Below are 17,596 nucleotides of genomic sequence, written 5' to 3'. Positions count from 1 at the left end.
ACTAACTCGATCTTGAACTAGAACTTTGTTTCCGTTTTTAATCATGCACATGTTGACAAATTCGACTAATTCTCGTCTGTTCATATTGTTTTTCCTATTTTGTTAGTAACTTTTCCACGACGTTTAACTTTCGCATGGTCAAATCCACGCCAAAAAGTTTTTCAAGATAGTTGGTATTGAGCTTTTTTCGTTTTGCAGTTCTAGGGAGATAGAGGTAGAGACAGTGATCGCCTACACAAATTTCTTCCTCACCGTAGTCAGCTTTCAATTTTTCTAATGGCAGACTTTGGATAAATCCCTGATAAAGAATCACATGTACACGATCATGAAGATAGTCTTCTCTAAATGGGTTCTCTTGAACAATCTTTTCAAAATCGTCCTTATTCTTGATAACCATTTTTAAGTCAGCTCCAATTTTTTCCTTTATCAAAGTATGAATGCGTTCTCGTATTTCTTCCAAGTCCAACTCACTTTCAAGAATGATATTCCCACTTTGAATATAGGTTCGAACGTGTTGAAAACCAGCTTCTGTCAAAATATTTACCAAATAAGACATTTTTGGGATAGCATTTTTTCCATTGGGAGTAACGCCTCTTAGTAAAATAATATGTTCCAAAGGACTTCCTTTCTTATTTGGTATTTATTGGATTTGAGCCTGCCACCCAGCCGGTACAGAGGGCAGAAGTGATGTTAAACCCACCCGTGTGGGCATTGATATCCAGTACCTCGCCAGCAAAGTGGAGTCCAGGGACCAGCTTACTTTCTAGAGTTTTAGGATTGATTTCCTTGAGACTGACACCTCCTTTGGTGACGAAGGACTTAGCCAGAGACATTTTGTCAGTGATAGGGATTTTGAGGGCCTTGATGGACTGGAGAAGTTGTTCCCGTTCTTTCTCAGTCAGCTGTTTGACTTTGTCAGGATAGCCTTGCACCAAAAATTCTGCCAAACGTTCTGGAAGCAAAGTTTTTAAAGCATTTTTCAAGGATTTTTCCCGATTTTCTTCTAGAAATGCAGCTAAGTCCTTCTCAGAAAGTTGAGGCAAGACATCCAGTGAGAGGATCTCACCACCCTTGACAAAGCTGGACATGCGTAGGGCAGCAGGGCCAGATAAACCAAAGTGGGTAAAGAGCAAATCATGAGTGATGACATGCTTGCCATAGCTTAGGGTCACATCGTCTAGTGAAATGCCCTGAAGCGCTTTGTGAGGAAAATCTGTCAACAATGGGCTCTCAGCGGCCTCAAGATCGGTCACAGTATGCTTAAAATGGCGGGCAATATCGTGGCCAAATCCAGTCGATCCAGTGGAAGGATAGGATTTACCACCAGTTGTGACAATCAGTTTATCACAAGTGAAGGTTTGATCTGCAGACTTTAGGACAAACTGGTTATCCACTTTTTTAACTGAAACAACCTCCGTTTGAGTGGCAATTTGCCCACCAAGTTCAGTGATTTTTTTCTCCAAAGCTTCGATAATGGTCCGAGACTTGTCGCTGGCAGGAAAGACGCGTCCGTGGTCCTCGACCTTAAGTTTGACTCCATTTTCCGTAAAAAAGTTGATGATATCATGGTTATCAAACTGAGAGAAGACACTGTAAAGAAAGCGCCCATTCCCAGGGATGCCAGCCAGTAGGTCGTCTAAACTCCCGTTGTTGGTCACATTGCAGCGACCGCCGCCTGTACCAGCTAATTTTTTACCAAGTTTTCGATTTTTTTCGATAAGTAGAGTTTTCTGACCATAAAAGCTACTGGAAATCGTAGCCATCATGCCAGCAGGTCCACCACCGATGACAATAGTATCAAAATGTTTCATAGCTCTATTGTACCACAAAAACAAGAGATGCTTGGCATCTCTTGTTACTCATAATCTTAGTTAATTTCATATCCCATCAACAAACCGCCATCTTCTGCATAAAAACTGCAGAGACCAGATGTTGGAAGAATCTTAATTTCAGCTTGAGGGAATGTTTCCAGCAAGCGGTCTGACAATTGCTGACAGAATTTTTCATTGCTGCGATGAGCCATGACGATACGACCACCAGCATAGCCAGCCTTGATGAGTTCTTCATAGGCTGCTTGAAGGGACTTTTTAGCACCACGAGCCTTTTGAAGAAGCTCTAAGGTTCCAGTTTCACTTGCCTCCCCAACCATACGGATGTTGAGAAGACCAACAACTGCACCGATAAGCTTACTTAAACGGCCATTTTTTACCAAGTTATCAACCTTAGCGAGGACAAAGAGTAATTTTGTTTTTTCTTGGTAAGCTGTGATAGCTTCAACAATTTCCTCATGAGAAAGTCCTTGGTCAATCAAGTCATTGATTTTTTCGACAATCAAATCAACTTCCCCACCCGCAGATAAACTATCGATAACATGAATCTGAGTGTCAGGGTGTTCTTCGAGGTAGATATTTTTAGCGAGCTGTGCACTATTATGGCTACCTGAAAGAGTACCAGTGATAGTAACGACAAAGATATGCTTAGCACCTTCAAATGCACGCAAGTAATCATCAGGGCTAGGACAAGCCGATTTTGAAGCCTCAGAAGTCGCATACATGGTTTTCATCATATGGTCAATGTCGAGACTGGCATCATCGATAAAGACCTGATCAGCTACTTGAATGGTTAAAGGAACACTAACAAATTCAGTATCAATAGCAGGAGTTGCCAGTTGACGATAATCACAACCAGAGTCAGCTACAATCTTCCAAGTCATAGAAATTCTCCATCTTTGTCACTTATACATTGACAAAGGTTCTGTCTTTTTTTACAATTGTATCATGAATGCCCTTGAAACAAAAGCACCATCCGTCTGTTGTTACAAGTAGAAAGAAATTGTTATGTCTGAACGTAGAATATCTGAAAAATCTCTTGAAAATCTCAGAAAATCAAATCAAGAATCCAATTTTTTAACCAGAGAAGCAATCGAGACGGCTCTTTTGCAACTTCTAGAGAAAAAGGACTTGGCAAAGATCAGTATTTCAGAATTAGTCAAGCGGGCGGGCGTCTCTCGTGCCGCCTTCTATCGTAACTATGACTCCAAAGAAGAGATTTTGGAAAGCGTCTTTAAACGCAGCGTTCACAATATCATGGAACAGTTGAGCCACTACGATGTCAAAACCGATCTTTATCTGGTCTGGGTTCACCTTTTCCGCGCAGCAAAGAAAGAAGCCAAGGTTATTCAACTTGCTCTGGACTACCATTTGGAAAAGATTTTTGTCCAAGCCATGCAGGAATTTCTAGAAAAATACCACGGAAAGTCAAAAGGCGTTAGCAGCTACCTTCATTCCTTTTGGAGCTCTGCCATCGTATCGGTTCTGCTTAAATGGATCAAGGATGGCATGAAGGTTCCAGCTGAAAAGATTGCAGATTTACGCTTGCCATTTTTCAAAAAATAGAGGAAAAGGAGAAGAGTCATGACAGAAAAAAGACTGGCTTGGGATGAGTACTTTGCAGCCCAGGCTTTACTGATTGCCAATCGTTCGACCTGTAAACGTGCTAAAGTGGGAGCTGTCCTAGTTAAGGACAATAAGGTCATTTCAACAGGCTACAATGGTTCCGTATCAGGAACGGAGCACTGTATCGACCACGAATGTTTAGTCATTGAAGGACACTGTGTTCGAACCCTTCACGCCGAGGTCAATGCCATCTTGCAAGGAGCTGAACGAGGGGTTCCAAGAGGATTTACAGCCTATGTGACCCATTTTCCGTGTCTGAACTGCACCAAACAACTGCTACAAGTTGGTTGTAAGCGCGTGGTTTATATCAACCAGTACCGAATGGATGACTATGCCCAGTACCTTTATCATGAAAAAGGCACCGAGTTAACCCATTTACCATTAGAGACTGTTCAGACAGCTCTTCAAGAGGCAGATTTGATTTAAAAATTAATAAAAATAAATGGTTTAGAAAGCTTTTTAAACCGTTTTTTGATATAATAAGAAGAATAAATTGAAAGAAGGAACTCAGAAAATGGGAAAAATTGAAGTCATTAATCATCCACTCATTCAACACAAATTGTCAATCTTGCGTCGTACAGATACTTCTACAAAAGCTTTTCGTGAGCTAGTAGATGAGATTGCAATGTTGATGGGATATGAAGTACTTCGTGATCTTCCACTTGAAGACGTGGAAATCGAAACACCTATCACAAAGACCGTTCAAAAACAATTGGCTGGTAAAAAATTGGCGATTGTCCCAATCTTGCGTGCAGGTATCGGGATGGTAGATGGACTCTTGAGCTTGGTTCCAGCAGCAAAAGTTGGGCACATTGGTATGTACCGTGATGAAGAAACCCTTCAACCAGTTGAATACTTGGTGAAATTGCCTGAGGATATTGACCAACGTCAAATCTTTGTCGTTGATCCAATGTTGGCAACAGGTGGCTCAGCAATCTTGGCAGTAGATTCACTTAAAAAACGTGGCGCTTCAAATATCAAGTTTGTCTGCCTAGTATCTGCTCCAGAAGGAGTGAAAGCTCTTCAAGAAGCACACCCAGATGTAGAGATCTTTACAGCAGCTCTGGACGAACACTTGAATGAACATGGCTATATTGTTCCAGGTCTCGGAGATGCTGGAGACCGCTTGTTCGGTACGAAATAAGACTCAGATAGAGTCTTAAAGATGAAATTGGAGGATGTTTCTAATTTCGCGAGGAGGTTGAATTTTTGATTCTGTCGATAGTATAGAGCAAAAATTTGACCTTTTTTGACCAAAAAGATATAATAGTTCTGTATTGAGTCGCATGACTAAGAAAATTCAACATTAAAAGGAGAAATGAATGATTCCTGTAGTTATTGAACAAACAAGCCGTGGAGAACGTTCCTATGACATTTACTCTCGTCTTCTGAAAGACCGCATCATCATGCTAACTGGGCCAGTCGAAGACAATATGGCCAACTCCGTTATCGCCCAATTGCTCTTCTTGGATGCCCAAGATAGCACAAAAGATATTTACCTTTATGTCAATACACCTGGAGGATCTGTTTCAGCTGGTTTGGCAATCGTTGATACCATGAACTTTATCAAGGCAGATGTTCAAACAATCGTTATGGGAATGGCTGCATCTATGGGGACTGTTATTGCATCAAGTGGTGCAAAAGGCAAACGCTTCATGCTTCCAAATGCAGAGTACATGATTCACCAACCAATGGGTGGTACAGGTGGTGGTACCCAACAAACCGATATGGCAATCGCTGCAGAGCACTTGCTCAAAACTCGTAAGACTTTGGAGCAAATCCTTGCAGATAACTCAGGTAAATCTGTTGAGCAAATTCACGCGGATGCTGAACGTGATTACTGGATGAGTGCCCAAGAAACGCTCGAATATGGCTTCATTGATGAAATCATGGCTAACAATTCTTTGAGCTAAGCAACCTAGAAAGCAAACTCGACGGAGTTTGCTTTTTTTGGTATAATAGGGGAAGATTTCTTAGAAAGAGGATCCCTCATGTTTGAAAAAACAAATCGATCAGGATTAATCATCTATCTTTACTATAATCGAGATGCAAAAAAACTTCAGGAATACGGTGATATCTGTTACCATTCCAAAAAACATCGCTACCTGCAACTTTATGTTCCAACTGAGGAGCTAGATGACTTAGTTGAGAGATTAGGTAAGGAAAGATTTATCAAAAAAATAAGACGTTGCCACATTCAAGAGTTAGAAACTCCCTTTGTTGGCAATCTCTATCTCACTGAGGAAAACGTTATCATTTAAAAAATGAGATAAATGTGTTGACAATTTTCTGATAATTCGGTATATTCTTAACATACTATTTTTGAAACAACTATAAGGAGATTAAAAATGAAGAAAAAATTTGCCCTATCTTTTGTGGCTCTTGCTAGCGTAGCTCTTCTCGCTGCTTGTGGAGAGGTCAAGTCAGGAGCGTCAAATACAACTGGTAACCCAGTAGACGAAAAGACTATCAAAATCGGTTTTAACTTTGAAGAAACAGGTGCTGTAGCTGCCTATGGTACTTCTGAACAAAAAGGTGCTCAACTTGCTGTTGATGAAATCAATGCTGCAGGTGGTATCGATGGGAAACAAATCGAAGTTGTAGACAAAGACAACAAATCTGAAACTGCTGAGGCAGCCTCTGTTACAACTAATCTAGTGACCCAATCAAAAGTTGCAGCTATCGTAGGACCTGCGACATCTGGTGCAACTGCCGCAGCTGTAGCAAATGCTACTCAAGCAGGAGTGCCATTGATTTCACCAAGTGCGACTCAAGACGGTTTGACCAAAGGTCAAGAATATCTATTTATCGGAACTTTCCAAGATAGCTTCCAAGGGAAGATTATTTCAAACTATGTGACAAACAAATTGAACGCTAAGAAGGTTGTTCTTTATACGGACAATGCTAGTGACTATGCTAAAGGTATTGCTAAATCCTTCCGTGAAGCCTACAAAGGTGAAATTATTGCAGACGAAACGTTTGTAGCAGGTGATACAGACTTCCAAGCAGCCCTTACTAAAATGAAAGGGAAAGAGTTTGACGCTATCGTTGTTCCAGGTTACTACACAGAAGCAGGTAAAATCGTAAACCAAGCACGTGGTATGGGAATTGATAAACCAATCGTTGGTGGTGACGGCTTTAACGGTGAAGAATTTGTTCAACAAGCAACTGCTGAAAGAGCATCAAACATTTACTTCATCTCAGGATTCTCAACTACAGTTGATGTTTCTGCAAAAGCTAAAGCTTTCCTTGAAGCCTACCGTGCTAAATACAATGAAGAACCTTCAACATTCTCAGCTTTGGCCTATGACTCAGTTTACCTAGTAGCTAATGCTGCAAAAGGTGCTAAAAACTCAGGTGAAATCAAGGACAACCTTGCTAAAACCAAAGACTTTGATGGTGTGACTGGTCAAACGAGCTTTGATGCAGATCACAACACAGTGAAAACTGCTTACATGATGACCATGAACAATGGTAAAGTGGAAGCAGCAGAAGTTGTAAAACCATAACATTAGAATAGTAGTTGAAATAGGGAATGAGCCTTTGACTCACTCCCTGTTTCGGTGTTTATGAACTTGTGAAAATTAAGAAATTTTCTAAAAAATAACAATAGAAAAGAGTGAATGCTATGCTCCAACAACTTGTGAATGGTCTAATTCTGGGTAGTGTTTATGCACTTTTGGCTCTGGGTTATACCATGGTTTATGGAATTATCAAACTCATCAACTTCGCCCACGGTGATATTTATATGATGGGAGCCTTTATTGGTTACTTTTTGATTAATTCTTTCCAAATGAATTTCTTTTTAGCTTTGATTATTTCAATGGTAGGAACCGCACTGCTTGGTGTTGTGATTGAGTTTCTTGCCTACCGTCCTTTGCGACACTCTACACGTATTGCTGTTTTGATTACAGCTATCGGAGTGTCTTTCCTACTGGAATATGGAATGGTCTACTTGGTCGGTGCCAATACTCGTGCCTTTCCTCAAGCCATTCAAACAGTTCGCTATGATTTGGGGCCAATCAGCTTGACAAACGTCCAGTTAATGATTTTAGCAGTTTCCTTACTCCTGATGATTTTATTGCAAGTGATTGTTCAAAAAACAAAAATGGGGAAAGCCATGCGTGCGGTATCGGTTGATAGTGACGCTGCTCAATTGATGGGAATTAATGTAAATCGTACAATCAGCTTTACTTTTGCTTTGGGTTCAGCTCTTGCTGGAGCGGCAGGTGTCCTAATCGCCCTTTACTACAACTCTCTTGAACCGTTGATGGGTGTGACTCCAGGTCTAAAATCATTCGTTGCGGCCGTTCTTGGTGGTATCGGGATTATTCCTGGTGCAGCTCTAGGGGGATTTGTGATTGGCTTGTTGGAAACATTTGCAACTGCCTTTGGTATGTCTGATTTCCGTGATGCTATCGTATATGGAATCTTACTTTTGATTCTGATTGTTCGTCCTGCAGGTATCCTTGGTAAGAATGTGAAAGAGAAGGTGTAAACAATGAAGACAAATCTTAAAGTAAATATTCTCTGGTTATTCCTTCTGTTAGCAGGTTATGGGCTGATCAGTGTACTGGTTTCTGCTGGTGTTCTCAATCTATTCCATGTCCAAATTTTAGAACAAATTGGGATTAATATCATCCTTGCAGTAGGTTTGAACTTAATCGTTGGTTTTTCAGGACAATTCTCACTCGGTCATGCAGGTTTTATGGCGATTGGGGCTTATGCAGCAGCGATTATTGGCTCAAAATCACCAACCTATGGTGCCTTCTTTGGAGCAATGGTCTTGGGTGCCTTGATTTCTGGTGCAGTCGCTTTGCTCGTTGGAATTCCAACACTACGTTTAAAGGGTGACTACCTGGCTGTTGCGACACTAGGTGTTTCAGAAATCATTCGTATCTTTATCATTAATGGTGGAAGTTTGACCAACGGTGCTGCTGGTATCTTGGGTATTCCAAACTTTACCAACTGGCAGATGGTTTATCTTTTTGTGGTGATTACAACTATTGCAACTCTCAACTTCTTACGTAGTCCAATTGGACGCTCTACTCTATCTGTTCGTGAGGATGAGATTGCTGCAGAGTCCGTTGGGGTGAACACTACAAAGATCAAGATTATCGCTTTTGTCTTTGGTGCCATTACAGCAAGTATTGCTGGTTCACTTCAGGCTGGTTTTATCGGATCTGTTGTGCCAAAAGATTACACCTTTATTAATTCCATCAACGTGTTGATTATCGTTGTATTTGGTGGACTTGGTTCTATTACAGGTACCATCGTTTCTGCGATTGTTTTAGGAATTTTAAATATGCTCCTTCAAGATGTAGCTAGTGTACGTATGATTATCTACGCTTTGGCTCTTGTATTGGTCATGATTTTCAGACCAGGTGGACTTCTTGGGACATGGGAATTGAGTCTATCACGTTTCTTTAAAAAATCGAAGAAGGAGGGACAAAACTAATGGCATTACTTGAAGTTAAACAGTTAACCAAACATTTTGGCGGTCTAACAGCTGTTGGAGATGTCACTCTTGAATTGAACGAGGGAGAGTTGGTTGGTCTGATTGGACCAAACGGGGCTGGTAAAACAACCCTTTTCAATCTCTTGACTGGTGTTTATGAACCGAGCGAAGGTACAGTGACACTAGATGGTCACCTCCTAAATGGGAAAACTCCCTATAAGATTGCTTCACTTGGTCTCAGTCGTACTTTCCAAAATATTCGTTTGTTCAAGGACTTGACAGTTTTGGAAAATGTTTTGATTGCATTTAGCAATCATCATAAACAACATGTCCTTGCAAGTTTTCTACGTTTACCAGCTTTTTATAAGAACGAGGAAGAATTAAAAAGCAAAGCTATGGACTTGCTGAAGATTTTTGATTTGGATGGCGATGCAGATACACTTGCTAAAAATCTGGCCTATGGTCAACAACGTCGATTAGAAATCGTTCGTACTCTGGCAACCGAACCCAAGATTCTCTTTTTGGATGAACCTGCAGCTGGGATGAATCCACAAGAAACAGCTGAATTGACAGAATTGATCCGTCGTATCAAAGATGAATTTAAAATTACCATCATGCTCATCGAACACGACATGAACTTGGTTATGGAAGTTACTGAGCGTATCTATGTTCTTGAATATGGTCGGTTGATCGCTCATGGGACTCCAGATGAGATCAAGAACAACAAACGCGTTATCGAAGCTTATCTAGGAGGTGAAGCCTAATGTCTATGTTAAAAGTTGAAAACCTCTCTGTGCATTACGGTATGATCCAAGCAGTTCGTGATGTAAGTTTCGAGGTTAATGAAGGTGAAGTTGTTTCCTTGATTGGTGCCAATGGTGCTGGTAAAACAACCATTCTTCGTACCCTTTCAGGTTTGGTTCGTCCAAGTGCTGGTAAAATTCAGTTTTTAGGAAAAGAAATTCAAAAGATGCCAGCGCAAAAAATTGTTGCAGGTGGCCTTTCACAAGTCCCTGAGGGACGCCATGTTTTTCCAGGCTTGACTGTTATGGAAAATCTAGAAATGGGAGCTTTCTTGAAGAAAAATCGTGAAGAAAATCAAGCTAACTTGAAAAAAGTTTTCTCACGCTTCCCACGTCTGGAAGAACGCAAGAACCAAGATGCGGCAACTCTTTCAGGTGGTGAACAGCAGATGCTGGCTATGGGACGCGCGCTCATGTCAACACCTAAGCTCCTTCTCTTGGATGAGCCGTCAATGGGACTTGCCCCGATCTTTATCCAAGAAATTTTTGATATCATCCAAGATATTCAGAAGCAAGGAACAACGGTTCTCCTAATTGAACAGAACGCTAACAAGGCCCTTGCTATCTCTGACCGTGGTTATGTACTTGAAACAGGAAAGATTGTCCTATCAGGAACAGGAAAAGAACTCGCAGCATCAGACGAAGTCAGAAAAGCATATCTAGGTGGCTAAAAAGGTCCGGGGGACCTTTTTAGTCGGCAGATAGAGATTGCGTAGCAATCATCAGATCCAGTGGATTGTTTTAGTTGGCATATAAGTTTGAAGAGCTCCAATTTGGGGCTCTTTCTTCGTTTGCTTACTATTTTGATGGACCTGATTTGAGCACCCATTTTCTTAATATAGAATCTAACTTGACAAAAGTGTGCGTTCATTATATAATAGAATAAATAAAAATATTGAACAAAAGAGGCTGAAGATATGCTATCAGAAAAACAATTTAGACTTTTACGTTTTTTGTTGACTCACAAAGACGAAAACTTTACGCAGAGACAATTGGCTGAACGGTTAGACATCTCTTTGGGGACAGTAAATAATCTTCTCAAGGAATGTAAAGAAGAGAAGTGGATCAGTGAGGAAAATCATTTAACTGACTTAGGTGAGGGGGCTTTAGCTCCGTATCAGGTAAAGAATGCCATTATCATGGCTGCAGGTATGAGTAGCCGCTTTGCTCCTTTGTCTTATGAGCTACCTAAAGGATTGCTTCAAGTTAAAGGTGAGCGTTTGATTGAGAGAGAAATCAAGCAGTTGCAAGAAGCTGGGATAGAGGATATTACAGTTATTGTAGGCTATCTGCAGGAAAAAATGTTCTATCTAGCAGAAAAATTTGGTGTTAAAATCGTTGTGAATAATGATTACTACAAGTACAACAACTGTTCTTCTCTCATGCTAGTCAGAGATCAACTTTCTAACACTTATATCTGCTCTTCGGATAATTATTTTGTAGAAAATCCGTTTGAGCGATACATTTACAGGGGTTACTATTCTACAATATTTGCAGAAGGGGACACAGACGAATACTGCTCTAAGGAAGACTCCAATCACACGATTATTGATGTTCAAATCGGTGGGACGAATACTTGGGCTATGGTGGGGCACGTTTATTTTGATCGTGCATTTAGTGAAAAGTTCGTAGATATTTTAGAAACTGAATTTAAGCACGAACCATATCGCGAACAGCTCTGGGAAGATTATTATAGTCGTCACGTCAAGGAACTTCCTTTGGAAGCTCGGCATTATTCAGCAGACATTGTTAAGGAGTTTGATTCACTAGATGAGTTGCGTCAGTTTGATGAACACTATTTGGTGAATACTAATTCGGAAATCATTGATAATATCTGTAAGACATTAGGATGTGTGGCTTCAGATATTGTCAATATCAAACCTCTAAAAGACGGTTTAACAAACACTTCGTTTTCATTTGACTGCCTAGGGAAGAAATATGTTTACCGTCATCCGGGTAGAGGAACGGAGAATTATATCGATCGTGCTAGTGAAGCGGCTTCCATGGAAATTGCTGCAAAATTAAAGATTGACCGTACTTTTGTCGCCATGAACAAGGATGAGGGCTGGAAAATTTCAGAATTTATCCCTAATGCCAAGCAACTGGATTATGATAATTGGGATGATGTATCAAAAGCAATGGAGCTCTTGAGACGTTTGCACCAATCTGGAGAAAAAACAAATCATTTCTTTAACCAATTTGAGGGAATTGATGATTTTAGACAAAAATTAAAAGCCAGCAATCGTTTTGAGTTTGATGGACTTGAAGAGTTGGATAAGAATGTCTCAGTTCTTGAAAAGTTTCTACAAGAAGAGCATACGAAAAAGGTTCTCTGCCACGGAGATTCTTATAGCCCGAATTTCTTGTTGAATGAAGCTGGCGAAATGAGCTTGATTGATTGGGAATATTCTGGTATGGGAGATCCAGCAGGAGATTTAGGAACCTTTATCGGGTGTTCAAATTATACAGTAGAAGAAGCTGAAAAGGTACTTGAAATCTATCTACAAGAAGTTCCGGACAAGAAAACCAAACGTCACTATTTTGCCTATGTATCAGTGACTTCGTATTATTGGTTTTTGTGGGCCCTGTTCCAAGAAAGCGTTGGAAAACCAGTAGGTGAATTTCTTTATATCTGGTATCGTTATACCAAGCAGTATGGAAAACTTGCATTAGATTTATACTTAGAGGAGAATTGAGATGAAACCGACATCAGAAATTGAAGAATTAATAGCAAATGAAACGAAAAGAAGGCTAGAAGAAATGGAATCACCAAACTATGTGTTTGCTCAGCCATTTCTAAAAAGTGATTTTATTATAGTCATCAGCTTAGTTCTAATTAATTTTATCCTGATTATTCTAGCCATGACAGGAGGTATTCAATAAAATGTCTAAGATGAATGACTTTATTCAACAGGAGACGATAACGGGTATTGTTCCCATGACCAACAAGGATCGTCAGTATTCTTTCTGGGATCTCTTCCTGTCGACAAGTGGTTTTGCCATTGCAACTTGGTGTTATACCCAAGGAGCCTATGTGGCTCAATATTTGACCTTTAATCAAATGTTGATAAATATTTTTAGTTTTAATATTATTTGGGTCTTTATTGAGTGTCTCCCAATTCTGTTTGCGGTTAAATATGGGATTGATTTGTGGATTTGGTTGAGAGCTGTCCTCGGAAAAAAAGGAGTAGCCCTGTTATCAACCATTATTAGTTTGGCTAACTTTGGCTGGTATGCCGTTGCGGCCAATCTTTTTGCCAGCTCCATGATTCATTTAGCAAATAATTTTGGTCTTGGTTTGGACAAGGGAGTATGGGCACCTATTCTTGGTACACTCTGTGTTCTCCTTGGAACGCTGATTGCGCTTGGAGGTCCAGAGGTGATCAAATGGACCAATCGCTTCTTGGTAATTGCCTTGTTGATTGTCGGTCTCATTATCGTTGGAATCTGCTTTGTAGCCGTGCCTATCACTGACATTATGAACATTCAACCGGCTACCCAAGGAGATTTAACTCCATTAGAACGCTTCATGCTTTCTGGAGAAGGAAATGTAGCCTTTGCCTTCTCTTGGTCTACACAGGCATTGGTTTTACCACGTTTAGCAAAATCAGAACGCAGTGGTTATTGGGCTACAGCCTTATCATACGGAGTTGTGGCTCCATTCTTCGTTGCGACAGGTGGAGTCATGGCTCTAGCCATGTTTGTCAAAACAGGTGTTTATGAAAGTGATCCAACAACCATGCTGTCAACTCTAAGCACCCCAGCCTTTGCCCTCTTAAGTCTACTACTAGTAGCCTTTGCCAATATTGGAACTCAGGGGACAGGATCGTACGTGAACTGTATGATTGTTAAAAGCGGGATGCCAAAAGTAAGTTATAAACTAATGGTTTGGATTGCCATGGTTTATGTGAGCCTACTCACCATCTGGGGAGGGGTAGAAGAGTACTTCGGTTCCTTCATCTCACTAGCCGCTTATATTCAGGGACCAATTATTGGTATGATTGTTGTTGATTACTTTATCTTAAGAAAACGAAAACTTGATTTGCGTTCAGCCTATTTCCTTGAGGGACATAAAGCTTATGAGTTTACTAAAGGATTTAACTTGGTTGGCTTGTCTTGCGTCTTTATCTCCTTGTTGGTTGCAGTACTATTTGTTTATAACCCTGTAACAGCACAGATTCAAAGCCCAATCTTTTTAATCACAACGGGTAGTGGCTTTACTGCGATTTTTGGAGGTTTATTGTACTGGTTAGCTAGCTTAACTCCGTTAAAACGCTATATGATCAAGGATCGGGACTCTGTTACGATTTAGGGATAAATGAAAACCTTCATCTATATCTATTTGCTTCCTCTTTTTTGAAAGTTAATTTTACATTAGTAATTGGTATGATTCTAGTCAATCATGTTCTGATTATTTTAGCCATGACAGGAGATATTCAATAAAATGTCCAAGATGAATGACTTTATTCAACAGGAGACGATAACGGGAATCGTTCCTATGATCAACAAGGATCGTCAGTATTCTTTCTGGGATCTTTTCCTATCAACAAGTGGTTTTGCCATCGCAACTTGGTGTTATACCCAAGGAGCCTATGTGGCTCAATATTTGACTTTTAATCAAATGTTGATAAATATTTTTAGCTTTAACATTATCTGGGTCTTTATTGAATGTCTCCCTATTTTGTTTGCCGTTAAATATGGAATTGATTTGTGGATCTGGTTGAGAGCTGTTCTAGGTAGAAAAGGGGTGGCCGTTCTATCAACAGTGATTAGTCTGGCAAATTTTGGTTGGTATGCTGTTACCGCCAATCTTTTTGCCAGCTCCATGATTCATTTGGCAAATAATTTTGGACTTGGTTTAGACAAGGGAGTATGGGCACCGATTCTAGGTACCCTCTGTGTTCTCCTTGGAACGCTGATTGCACTTGGGGGCCCAGAGGTGATTAAAGGCACTAATCGCTTCCTGGTGGTTGCCTTGTTATTTGTTGGGCTAATCATCGTTGGAATCTGTTTTGTTGCGGTTCCGATTAGGGATATTATGAATGTCCAACCTGCCATCCAAGAAAATTTGACACCGATTGAACGTTTTATGATGTCAGGGGAAGGAAATGTGGCCGTAGCCTTTTCTTGGTCTACACAAGCATTTGTCTTACCACGTTTGGCAAAATCAGAACGCAGTGGCTATTGGGCTACAGCCTTGTCATACGGGGGTGTTGCGCCATTCTTTGCTGCGACAGGTGGAGTCATGGCTTTGGCTATGTTTGTCAAAACAGGTGTCTATGAAAGTGACCCAACAACCATGCTTTCAACCCTAAGCACACCAGCCTTTGCGCTTTTAAGTTTACTATTAGTAGCCTTTGCCAATATTGGAACTCAGGGTACAGGATCGTATGTGAACTGTATGATTGTAAAAAGCGGGATGCCCAAAGTAAGTTATAAACTAATGGTTTGGATTGCCATGGTTTATGTGAGCCTACTTACGATTTGGGGAGGAGTGGATGAATACTTCGGTTCCTTCATCTCGCTGGCGGCCTATATTCAAGGACCCATTATTGGAATGATCGTTGTTGACTATTTTATCTTAAGAAAACGAAAACTCGATTTGCGTTCAGCCTATTTCCTTGAAGGACATGACGCCTATGAGTTTACCAAAGGATTTAATCTGGTAGGATTATCTTGTGTAATCATTTCCTTGTTAGTTGCAGTACTATTTGTTTACAACCCTATAACAAAGCATATCCAGAGTCCTATGTTCCTGCTCACAACTGGTAGTGGCTTTACTGCGATCTTTGGTGGTCTATTGTACTGGCTAGCTAGCTTAACTCCTTTAAAACGCTATATGATTAAGGATAGAGATTCAGTTACTATTTAAGGATAGAGGGAACTTTGGTTCTCTCTTTTTTTGTGATTGAATGTTACAAAATCTTGAAAAAGAGATGAAAGCGTTTGATAGTTTTTGTAAGAAAGTGTATAATTATAGTAGCAATAAAGAAGGAGAAGTCTCATGGCAGTTAAAGATTTTATGACCCGCAAGGTAGTTTATATTAGTCCAGATACGACTGTAGCACATGCAGCAGATTTGATGCGCGAGCAAGGCTTGCACCGTTTACCTGTTATCGAAAATGACCAATTAGTTGGTCTGGTAACAGAAGGAACTATAGCGGAAGCCAGCCCATCTAAAGCAACCAGCCTCTCTATCTATGAGATGAATTATCTTCTCAATAAGACTAAAGTTAAAGATGTTATGATTCGGGATGTCATCACTGTGTCAGGTTATGCTAGTCTAGAAGATGCGACCTATCTCATGTTGAAGAATAAGATAGGTATTCTTCCAGTTGTGGACAATCAACAGGTTTATGGTGTGATTACAGATCGTGATGTTTTTCAAGCCTTTCTAGAAATCGCTGGCTACGGCGAGGAAGGAATTCGTGTTCGGTTTATTACGGAAAATGAAGTCGGGGTTTTGGGCAAGATTGTGACCTTGATTGTAGAAGAAAATCTGAATATTTCACACACAGTCAATATTCCTCGCAAGGATGGTAAGGTCGTGATTGAAGTTCAAATTGATGGGACGATTGATTTAACCTTCCTGAAGGAGAAATTTGAAGCGCAAGGTATCCAAGTAGAGGAGATTGCTCGAACCTCTGCTAAAAAGTTATAAATATAGGGGGTGAAAGCCCTCTTTTTTGTATACAATTTGAAATAACAAGCAAAATATGGAAAGAAATGAGAGAATGTGGTATAATGAAACGATGTGAATAAAGGAGTATTTATGGACATTTCAGAAATTCGTCAAAAAATTGACGCAAATCGTGAAAAATTAGCTTCTTTCAGGGGGTCTCTTTGACCTCGAAGGACTAGAGGAAGAGATTGCCATCTTGGAAAACAAGATGACAGAACCTGATTTTTGGAACGATAATATCGCGGCCCAAAAAACGTCGCAAGAATTAAATGAATTAAAAAATACCTACAACACCTTCCGCAAGATGGAGGAGTTGCAGGATGAAGTTGAAATTTTATTGGACTTTTTAGCAGAAGACGAGTCAGTCCATGATGAACTGGTTGAACAGTTATCAGAACTCGATAAGATGATGACCAGCTACGAGATGACGCTTCTCTTGTCAGAACCTTATGACCACAATAATGCTATTTTGGAAATCCATCCAGGTTCTGGAGGTACAGAGGCTCAGGACTGGGGTGATATGTTGCTCCGTATGTACACTCGTTATGGAAATGCAAAAGGCTTTAAAGTTGAAGTCTTGGATTATCAAGCTGGTGATGAAGCGGGCATCAAGTCTGTGACCTTGTCTTTTGAAGGCCCAAATGCTTATGGTCTTCTCAAGTCAGAAATGGGTGTTCACCGTCTGGTACGTATTTCTCCATTTGACTCTGCCAAACGCCGCCATACCTCATTTACCTCCGTAGAGGTTATGCCTGAGTTGGATGATACCATCGAAGTGGAAATCCGTGAGGATGATATTAAGATGGATACCTTCCGTTCAGGTGGTGCTGGTGGACAAAACGTCAATAAGGTTTCAACAGGTGTGCGTTTGACACACATTCCTACGGGAACTGTCGTCCAATCAACGGTCGATCGTACCCAGTATGGAAATAGAGATCGTGCCATGAAGATGTTGCAGGCCAAGCTCTATCAAATGGAGCAAGAAAAGAAAGCTGCGGAAGTCGATTCCCTCAAAGGTGAGAAAAAAGAAATCACTTGGGGAAGTCAGATTCGTTCTTATGTCTTCACACCTTATACCATGGTAAAAGATCACCGTACGAGCTTTGAAGTCGCTCAGGTAGATAAGGTCATGGATGGAGATCTTGATGGTTTCATCGACGCCTATCTCAAGTGGCGAATCAGCTAAGAATAGAAAGGA

At 40.5% G+C, this 17,596-nt stretch carries 19 protein-coding genes; 16 read left to right on the top strand and 3 right to left on the bottom strand.

Features of this window, described 5'->3' with window-relative positions; all coding sequences use genetic code 11:
- Positions 1-94 precede the first annotated feature (94 nt).
- Genes FQT28_RS07235 through FQT28_RS07225 form a run of 3 tightly spaced genes read right to left on the bottom strand, consistent with a single transcriptional unit; the run spans position 95 to position 2,713 of the window.
- Positions 95-616 carry a DUF1697 domain-containing protein gene (locus FQT28_RS07235; RefSeq protein WP_143989819.1) on the bottom strand — a complete coding sequence of 174 codons (522 nt, stop codon included), beginning with the start codon at positions 614-616 and terminating at the stop codon, positions 95-97.
- A gap of 13 nt (positions 617-629) precedes the next feature.
- Entirely contained in the window at positions 630-1,811 is a 1,182-nt protein-coding gene (aao, locus tag FQT28_RS07230) for an aminoacetone oxidase (protein WP_143989818.1), read from the bottom strand.
- Positions 1,812-1,867: 56 nt separating this feature from the next.
- A complete protein-coding gene (locus FQT28_RS07225; protein ID WP_143989817.1) occupies positions 1,868-2,713 on the bottom strand; it encodes a DegV family protein in 846 nt (281 codons plus the stop codon).
- Positions 2,714-2,837: 124 nt separating this feature from the next.
- On the opposite strand from FQT28_RS07225, the gene FQT28_RS07220 reads away from it, so the two are divergent.
- From FQT28_RS07220 to prfB, 16 genes are all read left to right on the top strand, one after another.
- A complete protein-coding gene (locus tag FQT28_RS07220) occupies positions 2,838-3,395 on the top strand; it encodes a TetR/AcrR family transcriptional regulator (RefSeq protein WP_033584950.1) in 558 nt (185 codons plus the stop codon).
- A gap of 18 nt (positions 3,396-3,413) precedes the next feature.
- The gene (locus FQT28_RS07215) at positions 3,414-3,881 is read left to right on the top strand and encodes a deoxycytidylate deaminase (protein ID WP_000136990.1); all 468 of its coding nucleotides are present in this window, start codon (positions 3,414-3,416) and stop codon (positions 3,879-3,881) included.
- 88 nt (positions 3,882-3,969) lie between these two features.
- Positions 3,970-4,599, top strand: a complete 630-nt coding sequence (gene upp, locus FQT28_RS07210; RefSeq protein ID WP_084946900.1) for a uracil phosphoribosyltransferase — start codon at positions 3,970-3,972, stop codon at positions 4,597-4,599.
- A 178-nt stretch (positions 4,600-4,777) separates the two neighbouring features.
- Positions 4,778-5,368: an ATP-dependent Clp protease proteolytic subunit ClpP gene (clpP, locus tag FQT28_RS07205; protein WP_000613467.1), complete on the top strand. Its 591-nt coding sequence runs from the start codon at positions 4,778-4,780 to the stop codon at positions 5,366-5,368.
- A 78-nt stretch (positions 5,369-5,446) separates the two neighbouring features.
- Entirely contained in the window at positions 5,447-5,716 is a 270-nt protein-coding gene (locus tag FQT28_RS07195) for a YlbG family protein (RefSeq protein WP_143989816.1), read from the top strand.
- Between the two features lie 87 nt (positions 5,717-5,803).
- Positions 5,804-6,964: an ABC transporter substrate-binding protein gene (locus FQT28_RS07190; protein ID WP_143989815.1), complete on the top strand. Its 1,161-nt coding sequence runs from the start codon at positions 5,804-5,806 to the stop codon at positions 6,962-6,964.
- 119 nt (positions 6,965-7,083) lie between these two features.
- Complete coding sequence (locus tag FQT28_RS07185; protein WP_000941418.1) at positions 7,084-7,953, top strand: branched-chain amino acid ABC transporter permease; 870 nt, start codon at positions 7,084-7,086, stop codon at positions 7,951-7,953.
- A gap of 3 nt (positions 7,954-7,956) precedes the next feature.
- On the top strand, positions 7,957-8,913 hold the full coding sequence (locus FQT28_RS07180; protein ID WP_000856262.1) for a branched-chain amino acid ABC transporter permease: 957 nt from the start codon (positions 7,957-7,959) through the stop codon (positions 8,911-8,913).
- Positions 8,913-9,677: an ABC transporter ATP-binding protein gene (locus FQT28_RS07175; RefSeq protein WP_143989814.1), complete on the top strand. Its 765-nt coding sequence runs from the start codon at positions 8,913-8,915 to the stop codon at positions 9,675-9,677. Before FQT28_RS07180 ends, FQT28_RS07175 begins: the two co-directional genes overlap by 1 nt.
- Entirely contained in the window at positions 9,677-10,387 is a 711-nt protein-coding gene (locus tag FQT28_RS07170) for an ABC transporter ATP-binding protein (RefSeq protein ID WP_000062210.1), read from the top strand. The genes FQT28_RS07175 and FQT28_RS07170 overlap by 1 nt, the downstream gene beginning before the upstream one ends.
- Before the next feature lie 246 nt (positions 10,388-10,633).
- Positions 10,634-12,412 (top strand): phosphotransferase, encoded by a 1,779-nt coding sequence (locus FQT28_RS07165; RefSeq protein WP_143989813.1) that lies wholly within the window; start codon positions 10,634-10,636, stop codon positions 12,410-12,412.
- 1 nt (position 12,413) lies between these two features.
- Positions 12,414-12,599, top strand: coding sequence for a hypothetical protein (locus tag FQT28_RS07160; RefSeq protein ID WP_143989812.1), 186 nt, complete (start codon positions 12,414-12,416; stop codon positions 12,597-12,599).
- Position 12,600: 1 nt separating this feature from the next.
- Positions 12,601-14,028 carry a cytosine permease gene (locus tag FQT28_RS07155; protein WP_125449613.1) on the top strand — a complete coding sequence of 476 codons (1,428 nt, stop codon included), beginning with the start codon at positions 12,601-12,603 and terminating at the stop codon, positions 14,026-14,028.
- A gap of 132 nt (positions 14,029-14,160) precedes the next feature.
- Positions 14,161-15,588, top strand: coding sequence for a cytosine permease (locus FQT28_RS07150; protein ID WP_143989811.1), 1,428 nt, complete (start codon positions 14,161-14,163; stop codon positions 15,586-15,588).
- Positions 15,589-15,720: 132 nt separating this feature from the next.
- Entirely contained in the window at positions 15,721-16,377 is a 657-nt protein-coding gene (locus tag FQT28_RS07145; RefSeq protein WP_000268641.1) for a CBS domain-containing protein, read from the top strand.
- Between the two features lie 111 nt (positions 16,378-16,488).
- Positions 16,489-17,584 (top strand): peptide chain release factor 2 gene (gene prfB, locus FQT28_RS07135; RefSeq protein WP_143989810.1). Its coding sequence is split into 2 segments (ribosomal slippage): positions 16,489-16,560 and positions 16,562-17,584, totalling 1,095 coding nucleotides; the frame shifts between segments, so codons are not numbered across the junction.
- Positions 17,585-17,596: the final 12 nt, after the last annotated feature.

Source organism: Streptococcus oralis (assembly GCF_901543815.1).
In the GTDB taxonomy this organism is placed as follows: Bacteria; Bacillota; Bacilli; order Lactobacillales; family Streptococcaceae; genus Streptococcus; species Streptococcus oralis_CM.
Note: the sequence above shows the minus strand (reverse complement) of the source record. Positions and strands in the feature narration are given on the sequence as shown.

Coding starts and splice junctions, on each gene's coding strand:
- FQT28_RS07215 (WP_000136990.1), top strand. CDS start 3,414: ATGACAGAAAAAAGACTGGCTTGGGATGAGTACTTTGCAGCCCAGGCT.
- upp (WP_084946900.1), top strand. CDS start 3,970: ATGGGAAAAATTGAAGTCATTAATCATCCACTCATTCAACACAAATTG.
- FQT28_RS07225 (WP_143989817.1), bottom strand. CDS start 2,713: ATGACTTGGAAGATTGTAGCTGACTCTGGTTGTGATTATCGTCAACTG.
- FQT28_RS07160 (WP_143989812.1), top strand. CDS start 12,414: ATGAAACCGACATCAGAAATTGAAGAATTAATAGCAAATGAAACGAAA.
- FQT28_RS07165 (WP_143989813.1), top strand. CDS start 10,634: ATGCTATCAGAAAAACAATTTAGACTTTTACGTTTTTTGTTGACTCAC.
- FQT28_RS07185 (WP_000941418.1), top strand. CDS start 7,084: ATGCTCCAACAACTTGTGAATGGTCTAATTCTGGGTAGTGTTTATGCA.
- FQT28_RS07195 (WP_143989816.1), top strand. CDS start 5,447: ATGTTTGAAAAAACAAATCGATCAGGATTAATCATCTATCTTTACTAT.
- FQT28_RS07150 (WP_143989811.1), top strand. CDS start 14,161: ATGTCCAAGATGAATGACTTTATTCAACAGGAGACGATAACGGGAATC.
- FQT28_RS07220 (WP_033584950.1), top strand. CDS start 2,838: ATGTCTGAACGTAGAATATCTGAAAAATCTCTTGAAAATCTCAGAAAA.
- clpP (WP_000613467.1), top strand. CDS start 4,778: ATGATTCCTGTAGTTATTGAACAAACAAGCCGTGGAGAACGTTCCTAT.
- FQT28_RS07155 (WP_125449613.1), top strand. CDS start 12,601: ATGTCTAAGATGAATGACTTTATTCAACAGGAGACGATAACGGGTATT.
- FQT28_RS07180 (WP_000856262.1), top strand. CDS start 7,957: ATGAAGACAAATCTTAAAGTAAATATTCTCTGGTTATTCCTTCTGTTA.
- FQT28_RS07175 (WP_143989814.1), top strand. CDS start 8,913: ATGGCATTACTTGAAGTTAAACAGTTAACCAAACATTTTGGCGGTCTA.
- aao (WP_143989818.1), bottom strand. CDS start 1,811: ATGAAACATTTTGATACTATTGTCATCGGTGGTGGACCTGCTGGCATG.
- FQT28_RS07145 (WP_000268641.1), top strand. CDS start 15,721: ATGGCAGTTAAAGATTTTATGACCCGCAAGGTAGTTTATATTAGTCCA.
- FQT28_RS07170 (WP_000062210.1), top strand. CDS start 9,677: ATGTCTATGTTAAAAGTTGAAAACCTCTCTGTGCATTACGGTATGATC.
- FQT28_RS07190 (WP_143989815.1), top strand. CDS start 5,804: ATGAAGAAAAAATTTGCCCTATCTTTTGTGGCTCTTGCTAGCGTAGCT.